Source organism: Achromobacter sp. SX5 (assembly GCF_056711425.1).
In genome coordinates this window covers 230,730-249,421 of record NZ_CM160041.1, presented here as the reverse complement: position 1 = coordinate 249,421, position 18,692 = coordinate 230,730, and the positions used below count along the sequence as shown (strand labels likewise).

Annotated in this window: 14 protein-coding genes; 2 read left to right on the top strand and 12 right to left on the bottom strand. The window is 67.6% G+C overall.

Going from position 1 to position 18,692, the window contains the following annotated elements; genetic code table 11:
- Positions 1-16: 16 nt before the first annotated feature.
- The 5 genes from AC1M14_RS01175 to AC1M14_RS01155 form a co-directional block, all read right to left on the bottom strand.
- Complete coding sequence (locus tag AC1M14_RS01175) at positions 17-1,276, bottom strand: nucleotide sugar dehydrogenase (RefSeq protein WP_111826157.1); 1,260 nt, start codon at positions 1,274-1,276, stop codon at positions 17-19.
- Positions 1,277-1,832: 556 nt separating this feature from the next.
- Entirely contained in the window at positions 1,833-4,298 is a 2,466-nt protein-coding gene (locus AC1M14_RS01170; protein ID WP_479730800.1) for a TonB-dependent siderophore receptor, read from the bottom strand.
- Positions 4,299-4,373: 75 nt separating this feature from the next.
- Positions 4,374-5,336, bottom strand: coding sequence for a FecR domain-containing protein (locus AC1M14_RS01165; RefSeq protein ID WP_479730799.1), 963 nt, complete (start codon positions 5,334-5,336; stop codon positions 4,374-4,376).
- Positions 5,333-5,860 (bottom strand): sigma-70 family RNA polymerase sigma factor, encoded by a 528-nt coding sequence (locus tag AC1M14_RS01160; protein ID WP_102773105.1) that lies wholly within the window; start codon positions 5,858-5,860, stop codon positions 5,333-5,335. The genes AC1M14_RS01165 and AC1M14_RS01160 overlap by 4 nt, the downstream gene beginning before the upstream one ends.
- A 170-nt stretch (positions 5,861-6,030) precedes the next feature.
- Positions 6,031-8,961, bottom strand: a complete 2,931-nt coding sequence (locus AC1M14_RS01155) for an autotransporter family protein (RefSeq protein ID WP_479730798.1) — start codon at positions 8,959-8,961, stop codon at positions 6,031-6,033.
- A 414-nt stretch (positions 8,962-9,375) separates the two neighbouring features.
- On the opposite strand from AC1M14_RS01155, the gene AC1M14_RS01150 reads away from it, so the two are divergent.
- Positions 9,376-9,843 carry a GNAT family N-acetyltransferase gene (locus tag AC1M14_RS01150; protein WP_479730797.1) on the top strand — a complete coding sequence of 156 codons (468 nt, stop codon included), beginning with the start codon at positions 9,376-9,378 and terminating at the stop codon, positions 9,841-9,843.
- Positions 9,844-9,970: 127 nt separating this feature from the next.
- Here the strand turns inward: AC1M14_RS01150 and AC1M14_RS01145 are convergent, their stop codons facing one another.
- Complete coding sequence (locus tag AC1M14_RS01145) at positions 9,971-11,320, bottom strand: alanine/glycine:cation symporter family protein (protein ID WP_479730796.1); 1,350 nt, start codon at positions 11,318-11,320, stop codon at positions 9,971-9,973.
- Positions 11,321-11,437: 117 nt separating this feature from the next.
- Here AC1M14_RS01145 and AC1M14_RS01140 point away from each other — a divergent pair, with 117 nt between their 5' ends.
- A complete protein-coding gene (locus AC1M14_RS01140) occupies positions 11,438-11,998 on the top strand; it encodes a LuxR family transcriptional regulator (protein ID WP_102773101.1) in 561 nt (186 codons plus the stop codon).
- Positions 11,999-12,014: 16 nt separating this feature from the next.
- On the opposite strand, the gene AC1M14_RS01135 is transcribed toward AC1M14_RS01140, so the two are convergent.
- The 6 genes from AC1M14_RS01135 to AC1M14_RS01110 form a co-directional block, all read right to left on the bottom strand.
- Positions 12,015-12,794, bottom strand: coding sequence for an SDR family NAD(P)-dependent oxidoreductase (locus tag AC1M14_RS01135; RefSeq protein WP_111826163.1), 780 nt, complete (start codon positions 12,792-12,794; stop codon positions 12,015-12,017).
- Positions 12,795-12,821: 27 nt separating this feature from the next.
- Positions 12,822-14,138 carry a TRAP transporter large permease gene (locus tag AC1M14_RS01130; protein ID WP_102773099.1) on the bottom strand — a complete coding sequence of 439 codons (1,317 nt, stop codon included), beginning with the start codon at positions 14,136-14,138 and terminating at the stop codon, positions 12,822-12,824.
- Positions 14,139-14,147: 9 nt separating this feature from the next.
- Positions 14,148-14,681 (bottom strand): TRAP transporter small permease, encoded by a 534-nt coding sequence (locus AC1M14_RS01125; RefSeq protein WP_102773098.1) that lies wholly within the window; start codon positions 14,679-14,681, stop codon positions 14,148-14,150.
- 72 nt (positions 14,682-14,753) lie between these two features.
- Complete coding sequence (locus AC1M14_RS01120; RefSeq protein ID WP_102773097.1) at positions 14,754-15,848, bottom strand: C4-dicarboxylate TRAP transporter substrate-binding protein; 1,095 nt, start codon at positions 15,846-15,848, stop codon at positions 14,754-14,756.
- A 37-nt stretch (positions 15,849-15,885) separates the two neighbouring features.
- A complete protein-coding gene (locus tag AC1M14_RS01115; RefSeq protein WP_479730795.1) occupies positions 15,886-17,436 on the bottom strand; it encodes a class I adenylate-forming enzyme family protein in 1,551 nt (516 codons plus the stop codon).
- Between the two features lie 17 nt (positions 17,437-17,453).
- Positions 17,454-18,632 (bottom strand): acetyl-CoA acetyltransferase, encoded by a 1,179-nt coding sequence (locus tag AC1M14_RS01110; RefSeq protein ID WP_479730794.1) that lies wholly within the window; start codon positions 18,630-18,632, stop codon positions 17,454-17,456.
- Between the last annotated feature and the right edge of the window lie 60 nt (positions 18,633-18,692).

The following is an 18,692-nucleotide window of genomic DNA, read 5'->3' as shown; positions in this document are numbered from 1 at the left end:
GATGACGAGCCCGAACTTAAAGAGTCCAGTACAAGAGGTCGGAGGAAAGGCGCTTGCTGTCGAGCACCGAGCGCAGGTCGCAGACCATGCCGCCGCGCTTGACCAGGGTCGGCAGGTCTTCCCAGATGGTTTCCATGGTTTCGCGGTGCGGGACCGCCAGGATCAGCACGTCCATGTCGCGGAACTCCTCGCGCGGCACGAGCTTGATGCCGTACTCGTGCTCCATCTGCTCGACGTCGACCATCGGGTCGCACGCCGTCGGCGTGATGCCGTAGGCGCCCAGGGCGTTGTACAGATCCACCACCTTCGAATTGCGGATGTCGGGCACGTTTTCCTTGAACGTCATGCCCAGGATGCCGACGCGGGTGGAGGCGTCGAGGCGGCCGTTGCGCGCCAGGGTCTGGACCACGCGCGAAGCGACGTGGCTGGCCATGCCGTCGTTGATCCGGCGGCCCGACAGGATGACCTCGGGGTGGTAGCCCATCTCCTGCGCCTTGGAGGTCAGGTAGTACGGGTCCACGCCGATGCAGTGCCCGCCCACCAGGCCGGGGGTGAACTTCAGGAAGTTCCACTTGGTGCCGGCGGCGGCCAGGACTTCCGACGTGCGGATGCCGACCAGGTCGCAGATCTTGGACATCTCGTTCATCAGCGCGATGTTGATGTCGCGCTGCGTGTTCTCCAGCACCTTGGCGGCCTCGGCCACCTTGATGGAGGAAGCGCGGTGCACGCCGGCGTCGATGATCTGTTCGTAGACCCCGGCGATGACTTCCAGCGAGGCCTCGTCCTGGCCGGACACGATCTTGACGATCTTCTCCAGCGGATGTTCGCGGTCGCCCGGGTTGATGCGTTCGGGGCTGTAGCCCAGCTTGAAATCGACGCCGCAGCGCAGGCCCGAGGCGCGTTCCAGCTCGGGACCGCAGATTTCCTCGGTGGCGCCGGGATGGACGGTGGACTCGAAGACCACGATGCATCCGGGGCGCAGCACCGGGCCTATGGACTGGCAGGCGCGCACCAGCAGCGAAAAATCGGGGTTATTGCGTTCGTCGACGGGCGTCGGCACGGCGACCACGAAAAAATCGCAGCCTTCCAGTTCCGAGACCTGGTGGGTGAACTGCATGGGGGAAGCAAGCAATGCATCGCGTTCGATCTCGCCTGTCCAGTCATCACCCTCTTTCAGTCGCGCGATTCGCCGCTTGTCCACATCAAAACCGATGACATCAAAGCGCTTGGAAAATGCCACTGCTACCGGCAGGCCGACATATCCAAGGCCACACACTGCGATTCTCTTTACCACGGGGGACCTCACTGTTTTCGTCGTGTCGTGCGACACTAGAAATTGACATCCAAAGACGAGTAATCGACATGACATCGAAATACGTTCGTGTTTGGACGGGCGTATTGCTTGTAGATTGTTTACATCCAGATACCCGGCTGAGCTTGCCGAGCGACGAGCCCACGAATCGTAGATGGGCCGAACAGCAAATTTCTTTCTAAAAATTTATATTGCTGTGGAAATAAATCGGATCGGTCGCAATAAACCCCGGGAAATCCCTCAAACGATTACATCCATTACATAAATGGCAACATAATCGCGCCCGGATATTGTTAGTAAATATTGAAATTGGTTTTTGTTGATTTTGATTAATCTGGCTGAAACCATGCGCGCGCTGACCTGGAGTTATTTGCTGATTACCCAATGAAATGTCACCGCTTCAAATTCAAGTCACCACCACGGCAATATTTCAGAAATAAAGACGCGGCCGCGCAGGGCCGGCCGGAATGAAAAAGGCCCGCGCGCAGGCGGGCCTTCGGGCAAGCGGATCCGGCAGGACCTAGAAGCGGTATTTCAGGTTGAGCATGGCGTTGCGCGGCGCGCCGTAGTAGCCGGTGTTGAAGGTCGTGTCCAGGCTATCGAGATACTTCTTGTCGAACACGTTGTTCAGATTCAGCGTCGCGGTCAGCGATGGGCTGAACTCGTGGCTGGCCATCAGGTTGACCACGGCGTAGGCCGGCTGGCTCGCCGTGACCGTGCGGCCGAGCTGCCAGGGCGTGGCGGAGTAATGGATCCTGCTCTGCCAGTTCACGCCGGCGCCCACCACCGTGCGGTTCCAGTCGCCCGGCAGGCGGTACGTGGTCCAGACCTTGACCAGATGTTCGGGCATGACGGTCTTGATGCGCTTGCCGTCTGCATCCTCGCTGCGGTTGTAGGCATAGGACGCGGACACCTGCCAGCCGGGACTCAGTTCACCGGTCAGTTCCAGGTCCAGGCCGCGGGTCCTGGCGCCCGGCACGGCGCGGTAGGCCGCCACGTTGTCGGTGCCCGGCACGATCTGGCCGTCGTCGGCGATCGCCAGGTTGTCCTGGCGGATTTCATAGACGGCCGCCGACGCCTCCAGCCGGCCATTGGCGAATTCGCCCTTCCAGCCCAGTTCGATGTTCTCGCCCTGGCGCGGGTCCAGCATGCGGCCGTTGCGGTCGCGGTAGTACTGCGGCTTGTAGATCGACGCATAGCTGGCGTAGATCGTGGAGCTGTCGTCCAGGTCGTAGAGCACGCCGGCATAAGGCGTGACCCGGCCGTTTTCCTCGGCCAGCATGTCCTGGTCGAAGGGCCGGCTGGCGGGCGCGGCGAACAACTGCTGGTAGTGCCATTTGTAGTTGCTGACGCGGGCGCCGGCGATCAGCGAAAGCCTGTCGGTCGGACGCAGCCGCGTGGCCAGGTAGGCGCCGCTTTCCCGCGTATAGGTGTCGTTGTCGTAGTTCTTGACCAGGTCCGGATGCACCGACTGATTGCGCCAGCCGTAGAGATTGAACGGATTGGCCGCGGCCGCCCCGCTGACGTCGCGCATCACGTCCGACTTGGTGTCCGACTCGGTGAACGACACGCCGGCCACCAGTTGGTGTTCGCGCCCGAACAGCGTGTACGGCCCTTCGAGATGCAGGTCCAGGCCGGTCTGCACCTGCCGGCTGTTGCCGCCTTGAATCCAGAGCGGCACGCCGGCGCCGGTGACGGGGTTGGCGAAGCCGGCGGTCAGGGAAGCCATCGCGGTCTGGAAGTCGCGCTGGCTTTCCAGCCGGTTGAAGGAGAGCTTGCCGGTCCAGCCGCCGCCCAGTTCCTGGCGCAGCGACCCGAACACCGTCACGGCTTCGACGTCGAAGAAGTTGTTGCGCGCCGCCACGCTGCGCGACCGGCGCAGGTCCGCCTGTTCTCCCGTGCTGTAGAACAGCGGCGTGCCCAGCCCGCCCAGCGTGCCGGTGGGCTGCTTGCGCTGGTAGTCGATGCCTGCGGTCAGTTGCGTGGTGGCGGTCAGGTCGGCCTCGATCACACCGTAGAGCACGTCCTTTTTTTCGCGGTAGTAATCGATGAAGCTGCCGCCGCGCTGCTGCGCGGCGATGGCGCGACCGCGCACGCTGCCCGATGGGTTCAAGGGGCCGGCCACGTCGGCCTCCAGCCGGAACCGGTCCCAGGAGCCGGCCCCCGCCGAGACATGGCCCTGGAACTGCGTGGTCGGGCGCTTGCGCACGAAATTGAGCGTGCCCGCCGGCTCGCCCACGCCGCTCATCAGGCCGGCGGCGCCGCGCAGGACCTCGACGCGGTCGTAGACCACAGTGTCGGCCAAACTGGGCGCGACGTCCTGCGTGCCAACCTCGACCACCGTGGGCACGCCGTCGAGCTGGTACTGGTCGATGGCATAGCCGCGCGAATAGACGTTGAAGCGCTCGCTGCCCATGTTCTGCACCGAGATGCCGGGCGCCTGCTGCAGCACGTCGCTGACGCTGTTGAGGTTCTGGTCCTCGATGCGCTGGCGCGTCATGACGCTGACGGTCTGCGGCGTTTCGCGCAGCGACAGGTCGAGCTTGGTGGCGGTGGCGGTGGCCGGTATGGCGTAGCCGCCCAGCGCCTCGCTGCTTTCGCCCAGCGAGTAGCCGTCGACGGTGACCGCTTCGAGCTGCGCCGCGCCCGCCGGCTCGCGCACGATGGCGTAGCGGCCGGCGTCGCCTCGGCGCGCCATCAGGCCGGTGTCGCGCAACAGCGCGGCCAGCGCGGCGTCGGGCGGGTAGGAGCCATGCAGCCCGGGGCTGCGCAGGCCACGCATCAGGGCCGGGTCGTAGACCAGCACCAGGCCGGCCTGCGCCGCATAGCGGTTGAGCGCCGCGTCCAGCGGACCGGCCGGAACGTCCAGCGTCGCGGCGGCCTGCGCCAGGGCGGCGGCCGGCAGCGCGGCGGCCGCTGCGCCGCCCAGCGTCAGCGCGCAATGCAGAATGCCGCGGAACGCGTGTCGGCGAGGTAGGTGCTTCATGGTGTGGAACCCTTCAGGTGTGGAACTGAAGGACAGGACGGCCGGGCATCGAGAAGCGCGCAATGCCGTTACAAATCAGCGGAGCGTAATGCGCAGCACGCCGGGCAGCACCCGCTCGACGCGGATCGGCAGCAGCTCCTCCAGGGCCTGCAGCGCCTCGTCGCCCTGCAGCGGCATGACGCCCGACACGCGCAGGCCCTGCAACGCCTGGCGGTCGAACCAGAAATAGGCGCGGCGATGGCGCGCCAGCTGGTCCAGCACGTCGGGCAGCGGCGCATCGCGCACCGAGATGCGCCCATGCGCCCAGGCCTCGGCGCCGTCGGCGTCGATCGCGCGCAAAGGCCCCAGGCCCTGGCGCGTCATGCGCACCGCCTGGCCCGCCGGCACGGCGGCGCACGGTTCGGCCTGCGCCGGGCAGACCTTGACCTGTGATTCGGTCACCAGGACTTCGGTGGCGCCACGCAGTTGCCTGACCACATAGCGCGTGCCCAGGGCCGTGGCCTCGCCCTGTTCGGTGCGGACCACGAAAGGACGGCGCGCCGGGTCCGCGGCCACTTTCACCAGCACTTCGCCCTGGCGCAGCATGATGCGGCGCTCAGTACCGGTGTAGACCACGTCGACCGCGCTGTCGGTGTTCAGGACCAGCGTGCTGCCGTCGGCCAGCCAGAGTTCGCGCAGTTCGCCCACGTGGCTGCGGTGGTCGGCCAGCAGCCAGGCCGGCGGCGCGTAATGCAGCAACAAGGCGGTCAGGGGAGCCAGCAGCGCCAGCGCAAGCAGGGCCCGACGGCCCTTGGTGCGGGATTTCCGGCCAGCGGAAAGTATGGCGCGCGCGCGACCGCCGGGCAGCGCCTGCGCCTGCTGCGCGAAGATCGCCCATACGCGGTCCAGTTCCTGCCAGGCGGCCTCGTGGCGGGCGCTGCGCTCGCGCCATTGGCGGCAGGCTTCGCGGTCTTGCGCGCTGACCTCGCCCGAACTCATGAGGCCGTGCCAGTCGGCGGCCTCTTCGAGCAGTTTGCGCTGGACGCTGTCGTCGTTCACGGCCCCGGGTTCCAGCCCGCCTGCACGAATGCGTCGCGGCAGGCAAGCAAGGCCAGCGCGATATGCCGGCGCACCGTGGCCTCCGACACTTTCAGCGCCAGCGCGATGTCTTTGTGCAGCATGCCGTCGAACACGCTCATCAGGAAGGCCTGGCCAGCCTGCCCGGGCAGCCTGTCGATGGCCAGGCTCAGCGCGGTCAGGGCCTGCACCGCCGCGGCCACGCTTTCCGAGGAGGGCGCGCAGCCCGACGCGTGCAGGGCGGCGTAAGTGTCGAGGTACGCGCGCTCGATGTCCTGGCGGCGGCTTTCGTCGATGATCAGGCGCCTTGCGATGGTGGCCAGCAGGGCGCGCGGTTGCAGCACATCTTCGACGCCGCCCCGCTGCAGCAGGCGCAGGAAGGTGTCCTGGGCCAGGTCTTCCGCCGACGAACGGCAGCCCAGCTTGCGCCGGACCCAGCCGAAAAGCCACGCATGATGCTCGCTGTAGAACAGGTCGAAAGTGCTGCGACGCTTGAGCAAAGACATGGAACGGACTGTGCGATGGCTGCGTGAGTAGAGTGCTCCGAATTCTAAATGATATTGATTCTTTTTGTTAATAGAACGAAAAAGAGCCGCGACGGACCGGACGAAACCGGCCCGCCGCGGCTCGCGGCGCCCGCGCGGATCGGGCGCGCAGGCATTAGAAATGCACGGCCTTAGAAACGCACGGCCAGCCTGAAGATGCCGGACTGCTGGCGATTGCCGCCGCCGAACTGGGCGTCATAGGCGAAGCCGGCCGTGGTGTTGCGCGTGATCGCCACTTCGGCGCCCAGGCCCAGCACCGCGGCGTCGCGCGCGATCGGCACGCCCGTCACCGAGAACGTGCTGCCGCCGTCGAACGCCAGTTCCTGGCGCGGCTTCACGTCGCCCATGGCGTGGCGCCAGCCCAGGGTCGCGGTCAGGCGGCCCGGCGCGCGGTCGGAACCGAACTGCCATGCGCCGCGCAGGCCCAGCGTGGTGCTGGTCACGTCATCGGTGCTGCCCTTGCCGTGCAGCGCCGCGGTGCCGCCCGATTCCTCGAAGTCGCGCGTGCGGACCTGGTTCCAGGCCAGGCCGGCGAACGGCTCGACGGTGTAGGCGTCGCCCAGCGGCAGCTTGTAGCCGAGTTCGGTGAACAGCTGCGTCGAGGACGCGCTGTACGACGATTTGAGCTGCTGGTTCAGGCTGCCGGCCGCGACGTCGCGCTTGGTGTCGATGTCGTGCCAGGTGTAGGCCGCGCCCGCCATGAAGCGGATGTGGCCGGGGCCGGCCGCGAAGTTGCGGCCGCCGAACAGCGTCGCCGTATAGCTGTCGATGCTGGTGCGCGAGGCCACGTCGTCGATCGAGGCATGGCTGCCGGTGTAGCCGACCGCGCCGCCCAGGCGCCAGCCGCCGCCCACCTCGCCATCGCCGCCGACGAACAGGCCGCCGGCCGATTGGCTCAGGCTGGAGGCGTTGCCGTCGCCGCCGAAATGGCTCCAGTTGCCGAAGGCCTGCGCCCAGATCGGCGATGCGCCGCTTTGCGGCATGGCGTCGGACGACGGCGCGCCCAGCTGCGCCGTGGGCCGTCCCGCCAGCATCGGCGCGTCGAGGTTGCCGCGCAGATGCGCCAGCGGCAGCGAGCGCACGGTGTCGGCCTGGCTTTGCAGCACGCTGGCGGTGCTGGCGTAGGCTTCGCCCGACAGCTGCTTCAGGGCCGAGCGCGCCTGCTCCGGCGTCATGGTGAGCACGGCCGTCGCCACCTGGCTGGCGCCCGTGGTCTTGTCCGCGGCGATGCCGCTGCCGACCAGCTGCGATTCGCCGGCGGTCGGCGTGGACGATCCGCTGCCCGTCACGGGGGTCTTGTCGCCGCCGGTGGCGGGCTGGTCACCGCCCGTCGCGGGCTTGTCGCCGCCGGTCGCAGGCTGGTCGCCACCGGTCGCGGGCTTGTCGCCACCGGTCGCAGGCTTGTCGCCGCCGGTCGCGGGCTGGTCGCCGCCGGTCGCGGGTTTGTCGCCGCCCGTCGCCGGCGGTTCTTCCTTGTCCAGCGCGTCGCCCACGCTGCTTTCGTTGTCGGTGCCGCCGATGTCGCCGATCGGCACGTCATTGCGCGCCAGCGTCATGAACGCATTGTTGGCGTCGTAGCTGAGCGTGGGCGTCAGGAACGCATACGAGCTGGTGGCGCCGGTGAAGCGGCCCTGCACGCCGCCGTCGGCGGTCAGAATGTTGTAGGTGGTGCGCGGCGCGTAGTTGCCATTGGGTCCCACGTGCGCCACGGAGCCGTCCAGCCTGGCCACGCCGGTGACGTGGATGCGGTCGCTGGCGTTGCTGGCCGGATCGGCGTGCACGCGATAGATGGTGTTCTCGCCAAAGTCGAGGTTGCCGTTGATGGTCAGCGTGCCGATGGGCGAGCCGTCGTTGCCGGGCGACACGACCGCGGTCGGATACAGCGTGGTGCTGCCCAGCTGGCCGACGCCGGCCAGCACGACTTCGCGGCCGATATCGACCGGGCCGTTGAGCTTGCCGTCGATTTCCAGCGCGCCGTCGGCGATCAGGATGGGGCCGGTCAGGCCGCTGCTGTCGGCGGTCAGGATCACCGAGCCCGGGCCGGTCTTGACGAAGCCCTGCGTGCCTTGCAGCGGGTTGTCGATGATGTCGACGAACTGGCCCGAAGCATAGGTGCCGTCGCCCACGACGATGGCCGGCGGATTGCCGCCGCTGCCCACCAGGGTGATGGGCGCGCCCTGCAGGCGATAGCGGTCGGTGGCGAACTGGATGCCGGACACGCGCACCGGGCCTTCGACGTTCACCACGCCGGTCTGGCCGGCGAAGATGGCGTAGCCCGCATCGGGCAAGGCGCCGGTGGCGTTGGTCGGGCTGCTCCAGTTCGCGCTGCCCGCGTTCCAGGTGCCGCTGCCGCCGCCGGCGCGGGTGGCCGAGGCCAGGCCGTCGCCGTTCCACAGGTTGGTCGTGCTCGGGCCCAGGATCAGGTTGATCTGCTTGTCGCCGGTCAGCGTCTGGATGGTCGCGCCGGGCGTCGAGTCGCCGGTGACTGAACCCAGCGTCAGGCCGTTGCCGCTCAGGGAACCGGTGTACGACATGATCCGGTAGTAGCCGGCGTTCACGCCCAGCGTGTTGACCGAGACGTTCAGCGTCGTGTTGTTGAGCGCCACGTCGCCGCGCACGGTGATGTTGTCGCCGGTGCCGGGCTGCGTGATGGGCAGGCCCGCGTAGCCGGTCTCGAAGTCGAACACCGCGTTGTTCATCGACACATTGCCGTTGACGACCAGATTGCCGTTGGAGACCCCGGTCGGCGTGCCCACGGAATAACCGGGCGCCACGCGCGCATTGCTCACATTGAGATCGCCGTTGATCGAACCGAAGCCCGCGATGGTGCCGTTCGATGTCGCGTTGACGCCGCCGCCCAGCGTGACGCCCGCCCCGCCGCCATTGCCGCCGATCACCAGCGTGCCGCCGCTGACGTCGACCCCACCGGGAAAATTGACCGAACCGTCAAACACCCGCGTATCGCCCGACGTCACGGTCAGGTCCGCAGCGATGACGCTACCTCCGTAGGACGCGCTCAGCGCGAGCGTCGCCGTCAGCCATTTCTTCGTGCCCTGTATCAACGTAGATACTCCCTATCTCGATTAACTGCCGCATTAATTCCGCATTACCGAATTGCTGTAAAAGTGTTTTTACGTAACAATCCGGCCTGCCTGAAATTGAATGGGCTTCCGCGAAAAAAGGACGCAATGTATACCGCTTTTTTGGCAATAAAAAGAATTAGCGGTCAAACAAGGGCTAGATAATTGAAATAGTGCGATTGGATACCAACCGTATGATTTCATTGGCTAAATGGATGGCATCCGGTTTGTTCAGCGCGCATCTGCGGATACCATCTTTATTATCGAAGCGGCGATATTCGGATACCATCCAGACCCACGAATTCCAGGCCGGATCGCAGTTGTTCTGAAGCCATTCAGAAATAACTGGAAATAAAACCCGGCTGGCGTCCCTGCAACCCGATTTCGAGAATCTTCATGCGTTTTCGCTCCGCAACCGTTTCCGATCTGCCCGCGCTGGGCGCGCTTGCGCTGGCTTCCAAGGCTCACTGGGGTTATTCGGCCCGGCAACTGGAGCAATGGCGCGACGACCTGACGCCGCATGCGTCGTGGATCGGCGCGCGGCCGTTCGTGGTGGCCGAAAACGATGACGGCCTGATAGGTTTCTACACGCTGGAGCCTGGCGGCGACGGCATCTGCGCGCTGGACAATCTGTGGATCCGCCCCGGCCTGATCGGACAGGGCTTCGGCCGCCGCCTGTTCGCCCACGCGGCCGATCGGGCGCACGCGCTGGGCGCGACGGAAATGCACATCGACGCCGAGCCCCATGCCGAACCGTTCTACCTGTCGCGCGGCGCCCGCCGCCTGGGCGCGGTGGCCGCGCCCATCGACGGCGACCCGGCCCGCGTCAGGCCGCAGTTGACGCTGCGCCTCGAACCGGCTTGAAGGCGCCGCCGCCCTAAAATCGGGCAAGCATGGCCTGTGCGCTGCAAGCGCATCCTCTTGCCCGGGCATGTCGCTTGCCCGCCGGGATACCGGTACACGCGCCGGTAGCACGGCCGGCGCGGGCGGGCTATTCGCGGTTCGCGGCGAAATGCTCGCGCGTCAGCTTCACCACCAGCGGCGACAACAGCACCAGCGCGATCAGGTTGGGCACCGCCATCAGCCCGTTCAGCGTATCGGCCAGCAACCAGGCGAAATCGAGGTGGGCGATGGCGCCGAACGGCACGGCGATCACCCAGACGATCCGGAACGGCAGGATGGCGCGCACGCCCACCAGGAACTCCCAGCAGCGCTCGCTGAGATAGCTCCAGCCCAGGATGGTGGTGAAGGCGAAGATCGCCAGCGCCACCGCGATGACGTAGCGGCCGATGCCGGGCAGCGCCGCGTCGAACGCGGCGGCCGACAGCACCGCGCCGCTGGCGCCGCTGGTCCACAAGCCCGAGCACACGATGACCAGGCCGGTCATCGTGCAGATGACGATGGTGTCGATGAAGGTGCCGATCATCCCGATCATGCCCGAGCGCACCGGGCTCTTGCTGGTGCCCGCCGCCTGCACGATGCCGGCGGTGCCCAGCCCGGCTTCGTTCGAGAAAATGCCGCGCGCCACGCCGTAGCGCATGGCGGCCATCACCGCCGCCCCGGCAAAGCCGCCGGTGGCCGCGACGGGCGAGAACGCATGCGTGAAGATCAGCGCCAGCGCGGTCGGGATGGCCTCGGCCATGACGATCAGCGCGATCACCGACGCCACGATATAGGCCACGCACATGAACGGCACCAGCGCCTCGGCCACCGCGCCGATGCGGCGGATGCCGCCCAGCACCACCAGCCCGATCAGCGCCATGCAGACCAGGCCGGTCACCCAGTCGGGCACGCCGAACGAAGCGCCCAGCGCGTCGGCCATGCTGTTGACCTGCACCATGTTGCCGATGCCGAATCCGGCCAGGCCGCCGAATAGCGCGAACAAGGCGCCCAGCCAGGCCCACTTCGGGCCCAGGCCGTTGCGGATCGCGTACATCGGCCCGCCGGTGAATTCGCCGCGCGGGTCCTTCTCGCGGAAGTGCACGGCCAGCAGCACTTCGCTGTACTTGGTGGCCATGCCCACCAGGGCCGTCGCCCACATCCAGAACAGCGCGCCCGGACCGCCCAGGAAAATGGCGGTGGCCACGCCGGCGATATTGCCGGTGCCCACCGTGGCGGCCAGGCTGGTCATCAGCGCCTGGAACGGGCTGATCTCCCCGGTGGATTCGTCGCCCTTGGCGCGGCTGCGCCACGCCAGGCGAAAGCCCGCCGCGATCTTGGTCAGCGGCATGAAGCCCAGCCGCAGCATGAGGAACAGGCCCGTGCCCAGAATCAGCACCAGCATCAGCGGCCCCCACACCAGGCCGTTGACGCCGTTCACTATCGAATCGAGAGTCTCCATATGTGTCTCCTCTTGGAACAAGCCTAGATTGTGCACGAGCCCCGCGGCCTGGCCGTTGTCGGGCCGGCCGCGGCTGCGGTATATATGTCCTCGATAGAGCGATAAACGGAGACAGGCATGCGGGACCACAATCTGGCGTTGTTGGCATTCACGGAATCGCCTGCTCCGCAGGTCGTCTGTCGTTCCCGCAAGATATCCGAGTGCAATCACGCGTTCGCGCACCTGTTCGGCTACAAGCGCGAAGAGCTGGTGGGCGAATCGATCCTCAAGCTGTATCCGTCGCGGGCGGACTACCACGAGATCGGCCAGCGCTGCCTGAATCACCTGCAGAGCAATTGCTACTACGAAGACGAACGCTTCATGCAGCATCGCAACCGCGAAATTTTCTGGGCCCGCGCGCGCGGCATCACGCTGACCTCCGACGATCCTTTCGACCTGATGATCTGGAGCTTCGAGCGGATCGCCGACAATCCGGTCAAGACCGCCAACCTGACCCGCCGCGAGCGCGAGATTTCCGGCTACGTCGTCAACGGCCTGAGCTGCAAGGAGATCGCCGCGCGCCTGAAGATTTCGCACCGCACGGTCGAGGTGCACCGCGGCCGCATCATGCGCAAGCTGGAGGTCAAGAACACCGCCGAGCTGGTCTCGCGCATCATCATGGTCGACCGCAAGGCCTGAGGCTTGCGGCCGGCCGTCAGCGCGAGACGCTGCCGGTACGGCTCACGCCGGCCGCCAGGTAGCCGCCGTCGACGGCCAGGATGTGGCCGTTGATGTAGCCCGCGCCCGGCGAGGCCAGAAAGACGATGGCCTCGGCGATCTCCTGCGCGGTGCCCAGGCGGCCCACCGGCAGCATGGCCTCGAACGCGGCGCGGGTTTCCGGCGTATAGGCGTCGGCCGTCATGGCGGTGACCACCGGCCCGGGCGCGACCGCATTGGCGGTGATGCCGAGCGGGCCCAGCTCCATGGCCAGTTGCCGGGTCAGGCCGATGACCGCGGCCTTGGAGGTGCCGTAGGCGGCGCGGCCGATGCCGGCGCGCACGCCGCTGATCGAGGCGAGGTTGACGATGCGGCCGTAGCCGCGCGCGGCCATGCCGGCGGCTGCGCGTTGCGCGCAGCGGAAGGTGCCGGTGACGTTGACGGCGAGAATCCGCTCCCAGTCCGCGATGGGGTAGTCCAGCAGCGGCGCCACGCCCATGATCCCGGCGCTATTGACCAGGACGTCGATCGGGCCGAGCGCGGCCTCGGCTTCCCGGAAGGCCTGCGCCACCGAGGCGTCGTCGGTCACGTCGATGGCCAGCGCCACGGCCTGGCCGCCGGCCGCGACGATCTCCTGCGCACATGCCAGCGCGCCGTCGCGATGGAGGTCGGCCACCGCCACCTTGTCGCCGCGCGCGGCCAGCGCCTGGGCCGCGGCCCGGCCCAGGCCCGAGGCGCCGCCCGTGACCAGCGCGACATGGGTTCGTTCTTGCTGCATGGAAGCTCCCTTGCCGGATGCGCGGCGTCATTTGCCCAGCATCATTTCGGGCAATAGGGTGACAATGGCCGGGAAGGCGAACAGGATGGCGGTGGCGATGAATTCCATGATGACGAACCACCAGGCGCCCTGGAAGATCTTGGTCAGCGGCGTGCTGCGGTCTATGCCCGCGATGACGAAGACGTTCAAGCCCACCGGCGGCGTGATCAGGCCGATTTCGCACATCTTGACCGCCAGGATGCCGAACCAGATCGGGTCGAATCCCAGCGACACGACGGTGGGGAACATGATCGGCAAGGTGATCACCAGCATCGAGAATGCGTCCAGGAACATGCCCATCGGCACATAGGCCAGCAGCAGCAGGATCACGATCAGGGTGGGCGAGACGTCGGATGCGACGATCACTTCGGCGATCTGCTGCGGCACCTGCACCAGGCTCAGGAAGAAGCTGAAGATGCCCGCCCCCAGCATGGTGAAGAGGATCATCACGGTGGTGGTGATGGCGTTGCGGAAGCTCTCGTACAGCTTGCCGCGCAGCGAACCGCGCGCCTGCGCCGCGCACAGCAGCATGATCAGCGCGGCCAGCGCGCCCACGGCGGCCGCCTCGGTGGCCGTCACGATGCCCAGGTAGATGCCGCCCAGCACGATCACGAACAGCATCACCACCTGCCAGCCGTCCTTGAGCGAGGCCAGGCGTTCGCCCCAGCCATGGCGCGGCAGCGGGGCCGCGCCGACGCGGCCGCTGGCCGCGACGACCCAGATGCCCGCCACGAACACCAGCGTGGACAGCAGGCCCGGCAGCACGCCGGCCACCAGCATCTTGCCGGCCGAGACTTCGGTCAGCGCGGCGTAGAAGATCAGCAGCACGCTCGGCGGAATCAGCACGCCCAGCACGCCGCCGGCGGCCACGGCGCCGGCCGACAGCCGCGGGTCGTAGCCCGCGCGCTTCATCTCCGGAATGGCCACCGCCCCGACCGTGGCGGCGGTGGCCACGCTGGAGCCGGACGTGGCGGCGAAGCCGGCGCAGGTCAGCACCGACGACATCGCCAGGCCGCCCGGGAAATGGCCCACCCATTTGCGCGCCACGTTGAACAGGCGCGCGCCCACGCCCGCATGATGCGCAAACGCGCCCATCAGGATGAACAGCGGGATGACGGTCAGCAGGTACGAGGCCGACTGCGCGTACGAAAACGATTTCAGGCGGTTGAGGACGAAGCCGAAGTCCTCGACCATGACGATGCCGGCGACGCCGGCCAGGCCCAGCGCGGCGAACACCGGCGTGCCCAGCAGCATCAGGACGAAGATCAGGCCGGTGGCGATCAGCGTGGCGGTAGTGGTGTCCATGCCGGCTCCTCAGTGCATTGCGGCGGTCGCGGCGTCGGCCGCGCGCCTGGGCGCGCGGCTGCACAGCGCCCGGACGGCGCAGAAAAGCATCTGCAGCGCGCCGAACCACAGGCCGATGGCGACGGCCGCCTTGGCCCACCAGATCGGGACCTCGACATAGCCCCAGCGGAACTCGCGGATCGCCACCGATTCGATCGCCTCGCCGGTGGCCGGATAGGCCAGCACGGCCAGCATCGCGGCCGCCAGCAACCAGGCCAGACAGTCGAGCGCGCGCCCGGCCGCCTCCGGCAGCCATTTCCGGGCCATGGTCACGCGGATGTGCGCGTCATCGAGCTGCGTCCAGCCCAGGCCCATGAAGACGATCATCACCATGCTGAGCTCGGACATCTCGAACAGGCCCGGCAGCGGACTGCCGGCGATGGTGCGAAACGCTGCGTCGATGGTGGTGCCGAGCATCATGAACAGCAGGAAAGCCAGGGCGATCGCGCCCATGATATTGGAGAGGGCAAGCAGCAGCTTGCCGAGCGGGGTTTCTTCATTCATGTGGAGGCCGTTCGAAGAAGAAGGCGGCGCGGCGGCGCCCCGCAGGAGGCGCCTGGCCGCGGCCGCCATGGGTCATGCCTGGGCGGCCAGCTCGTCGAAGCGCTTGAGCGTGCCCTGCGGGTCGTACTTGGCGATGGCGGCGTCGATCAGCGATTGCATGCGCGCGCCGTCGATGCGCGCGGGCTTGGCGACGTTGTCGAGCCAGGCCTGGACTTCGGCGGGCTGCACCAGCGCCTTGGCCTTGCGCTTTTCCTCGTCGGACAGCGAGGAGAACTTCGCGCCTTCGGCCAGCGCCGTCTTGACGTACTGGCGCGCGGCCGCGTCGAAAATCTCGGTGTACTTGCCGCCGTAGATTTCACCCACGATGTCGTTGCACAGCGCCTTGACCGGCTCCGGGAAGGCTTCCCAGGTGCGCATGTTGATGATGGTGGCGGACGGCCCGTGCGGACCGTCGCCGATATCGGTGAAGTAAGGCGCGATCTCGTGCAGCTTGTAGCCGACCGCCGTGATGAAGTCGAACCCGTACACGCCGTCCAGCACGCCGCGTTCGAGCGCGGTGTAGACCTCGGGCGCGGCCATCGGCACGGCGGTGCCGCCCAGCCGCTGGATCACGTCATTGGCCACGCCGTAGCCGCGGATGCGCTTGCCGCGGATGTCCTCCACCGACTTGATCGGCTCGCGCGTGACCAGCGGCGCGTAGTACCAGTTGGTCCAGTACATGACCTTGGCGCGGTAGCGCTTTTCCCATTCATCGCGCAGCGGCTGGAACTGCTCGTAGACGTCGCGGCACACCAGGTGCAGCGCGTCGGCGCGGTTCATGCGGTAGTACCACTCCAGGCCCCGCGTGACCGGCAGCTGCGCCTGGTAGTAGCCCGGCGAGATCAGCGACATCTCGGAGGTGCCGTCGCGCACCGCCGACAGGTGCTCGCCCACTTTATTCAGCGACTGCGCCCAGTAGCGGCGCACCTTGACGGCGCCGTTGCTGCGCGTCTCCAGCTGCTTGAGGAACCAGTCGTCCAGGCGCGAAGGCCCGGCCGTCTCGGCGATGTAGCTGTCGAACTTGATGGATACGGGCTTGTCCGCCGCCAGCAGCCGGGACGGCCAGACCGCGGGGGCCGAGACGCCGGCCAGCAGGCCGGCGGTCTTGATGAAATCGCGTCTTCTCATTGTTGTCTCCTGGTGGTTGATTGGGCCGGCCTGTGCGTCAGGCCGTGCCGGGGCGCGCTGCCGTTTCGGCCTGCAGCGCTTCGCGCAACTCCGTCTTGGGAATCTTGCCGTAGCTGTTCTTGGGCAGCTCCGCGCGAAAGCAATAACGCTTGGGGGTCTTGAACGCGGCGATCTCGGCGCGGCACCAGCGGTCCAGCTCCTCTGCCGGCGCCTGCGCGTCCGGCCTGAACACCACGAAGGCGACCACTTCCTCGCCCCACTGGGCGCTGGGCGCCCCCACGACCGCCACTTCGAGCACGGCCGGATGGCGGGCCAGCACCTCCTCCACTTCGCGCGGATAGATGTTCGAGCCGCCCGAGATGATCACGTCCTTGCTGCGGTCGGTCAGCGTCAGGAAACCTTCCTGGTCCAGCCGGCCGATATCGCCGGTGCGCAGCCAGCCGTCGACCAGCGTAGCGCGCGTGGCCGCTTCGTTGTTCCAGTAGCCCGCCATGACGGCGTCGCCGCGCACGATCACTTCGCCTTCAACGCCGGCCGGCGCGTCCGCCATGGACGCATCGACCACGCGCACTTCCATGCAGCTCTGCGCCACGCCGACCGAGGCCAGGCGCGCCTGCCACCGCGGATGCGCGCGGTCGGCGATGATCTCGCGCGCCAGCGCGGTAATGGTCATGGGGCTTTCGCCCTGGCCGTAGATCTGGGCGAAGCGCGGCCCCAGCACCTGCAGGGCGTCGAGGATGTCGGCCTGGTACATGGGGCCGCCGCCGTAGATGACGGTGTGCAGGCCGCGTCCGTCGCGCCCGTCGCGGCGCGCCTGCTCGACCAGCCGCTTGACCATGGTGGGCGCCGCGAACAAGGACAGCGAACCGCAGGCCTCGGCCGTGTCGAGGATCTCGGCCGGATCGAAGCCGCGGCTGGCGGGCACGATATGGCGCGCGGCGCGGCGCACGTACACGAAGTGGTACAGCCCGGCGCCGTGCGACATGGGCGCGGCATACAGCATGCTGTCGCCGGCCGCCACCGTTTCGACGTCGGCGGCGTAGCACAGCGACATGGCCACCAGGTTGCGATGCGTCAGCATCACCCCCTTGGGACGGCCGGTGGTGCCGGACGTATAGAACAGCCACGCCAGCGCCTGGGGCGCCAGGGCGAGCGGCGCGCGCAGGCCGTCGGCCAGCCCGGCGCGGGCCGCCTCTTCATAGGCAGGGCCGTCGAGTTCCAAATGCAGGCACGCCGCGGGCACGCAATCGCCCGGCAGATCCTGCGCGGTGTCGGTCAGCACGACCCGGGCCTGCGAATCGTCCAGAATCCAGGCCACTTCCTTGGGATGCAGTTTCGGATTGACCGGCACCACCATGGCGCCGATCCACCAGCAGGCGTAGAACAGCTCCAGGTACTCGACCCGGTTCTTCATGAAGAGCGCGACGCGGTCGCCCTCGGTCACGCCGTGTCCGGCCAGCCAGCGCGCCAGGCCGCCGGCGCGCAGCGCGAAGGACCGGTAGTCGGCGTGCAGGCGGTCGCCCTGGAACAGGGCCGGATTGTCGGGATGCAGCAGGGCCGCGGCGTGCAGCCAGTTCGAAATATTCATGATGCGGGAGCGAAAACTCAGGCCCGGGCTGCCTGCAGGATCGAGGCATAGTTGGCCACCGCCGCGCCGCCCATGTTGAACACCAGGCCGAGTTCGGCGCCGGGACGCTGGATGCCGCCGGCGCGGCCGGTGAGCTGGCGGAACGCCAGCGCGTGCATGGACACGCCGGTCGCGCCGACCGGATGCCCCTTGGCCTTCAGGCCGCCGGACAGGTTCACCGGCAGGCTGCCGTCGCGCAGCACGGTGCCGTCGTCCAGGGCCCGCCGCCCCTGTCCCGCCGGGGCCAGTCCCATCGCCTCGTAGATCAGCAGCTCGGCGATCGTGAAGCAGTCGTGCACCTCGGCGAAATCCAGGTCGCCCGCGCCGATTCCGGCGTCGGCATAGGCCTGCGAAATCGCGCGGCGCGGACCTTCGAAGGCCAGCAGGTCGCGGCCGCGCAGCGGCAGGAAATCGTTGACCTGGCAGGCCGCGCGAATACGCACTTCGCGGGCGAACGCCGCCGCATGTTCGGCGGCGGTCAGGACGACCGCCGCCGCGCCGTCGGTGACTAGCGAGCAGTCCGTCAGGCGCAAGGGCGGCGCGATGAGGGGGTTCTTGTCGGACACGGTATTGCAGAAGTCCGCGTCCATGGGCCGGTGCATCTGCGCCAGCGGGTTGTCCATGGCGTTGCCGTGGTTCTTGGCGGCGATCCGGGCCATGGCGGGCAGCGGATCTTCGTAGCGCTCGGCGTACTGGCCGGCCGCCAGGGCGAACAGCTGCGGAAAGCTCAGCCCGGCCTCGGCGGCATCGTTCTTGTAGCCCGCGCCGGCCAGCGCTTGCGTAACCTCGGCCGTGGTGCGCGAGGTCATTTTCTCGGCGCCCACCACCAGCACGGTGCGCGCAGCGCCCGCCTGGATGGCGCGCATGCCGGCATGCAGCGCCGCCGAGCCGGAGGCGCAGGCGTTCTCGCAACGGGTGGCCGGCTTGAAGCGCAGCGCCGGCGCGGCCTGCAGGATCAGCGAGGCGGCGAAGGCGTCAGGCACCAGGCCGGCGTTGAAATTGCCCAGGAACACTGCGTCGATGCTGGCCGGGTCCACGCCGGCATCCTCGATCGCCTCCGTGGCGGCCATGACGATAAGCTGTTCGAGGTTCAGGGCGTCCAGGCGGCCGAAGGGCGTATGGCCGCTGCCCACGATGGATACCGGTATGCCGGGCATCGTCGTCTCCGTTGATTTTTCTGGTTTTTTCAGTATCGGACGACGTACCCCGTATATCCA

Bases quoted from the DNA above. Each gene is read 5' to 3' on its own strand.
- AC1M14_RS01170 (WP_479730800.1), bottom strand. From the start codon at position 4,298: ATGAAGCACCTACCTCGCCGACACGCGTTCCGCGGCATTCTGCATTGC.
- AC1M14_RS01160 (WP_102773105.1), bottom strand. From the start codon at position 5,860: ATGTCTTTGCTCAAGCGTCGCAGCACTTTCGACCTGTTCTACAGCGAG.
- AC1M14_RS01150 (WP_479730797.1), top strand. From the start codon at position 9,376: ATGCGTTTTCGCTCCGCAACCGTTTCCGATCTGCCCGCGCTGGGCGCG.
- AC1M14_RS01145 (WP_479730796.1), bottom strand. From the start codon at position 11,320: ATGGAGACTCTCGATTCGATAGTGAACGGCGTCAACGGCCTGGTGTGG.
- AC1M14_RS01140 (WP_102773101.1), top strand. From the start codon at position 11,438: ATGCGGGACCACAATCTGGCGTTGTTGGCATTCACGGAATCGCCTGCT.
- AC1M14_RS01135 (WP_111826163.1), bottom strand. From the start codon at position 12,794: ATGCAGCAAGAACGAACCCATGTCGCGCTGGTCACGGGCGGCGCCTCG.
- AC1M14_RS01130 (WP_102773099.1), bottom strand. From the start codon at position 14,138: ATGGACACCACTACCGCCACGCTGATCGCCACCGGCCTGATCTTCGTC.
- AC1M14_RS01125 (WP_102773098.1), bottom strand. From the start codon at position 14,681: ATGAATGAAGAAACCCCGCTCGGCAAGCTGCTGCTTGCCCTCTCCAAT.
- AC1M14_RS01120 (WP_102773097.1), bottom strand. From the start codon at position 15,848: ATGAGAAGACGCGATTTCATCAAGACCGCCGGCCTGCTGGCCGGCGTC.
- AC1M14_RS01115 (WP_479730795.1), bottom strand. From the start codon at position 17,436: ATGAATATTTCGAACTGGCTGCACGCCGCGGCCCTGCTGCATCCCGAC.
- AC1M14_RS01110 (WP_479730794.1), bottom strand. From the start codon at position 18,632: ATGCCCGGCATACCGGTATCCATCGTGGGCAGCGGCCATACGCCCTTC.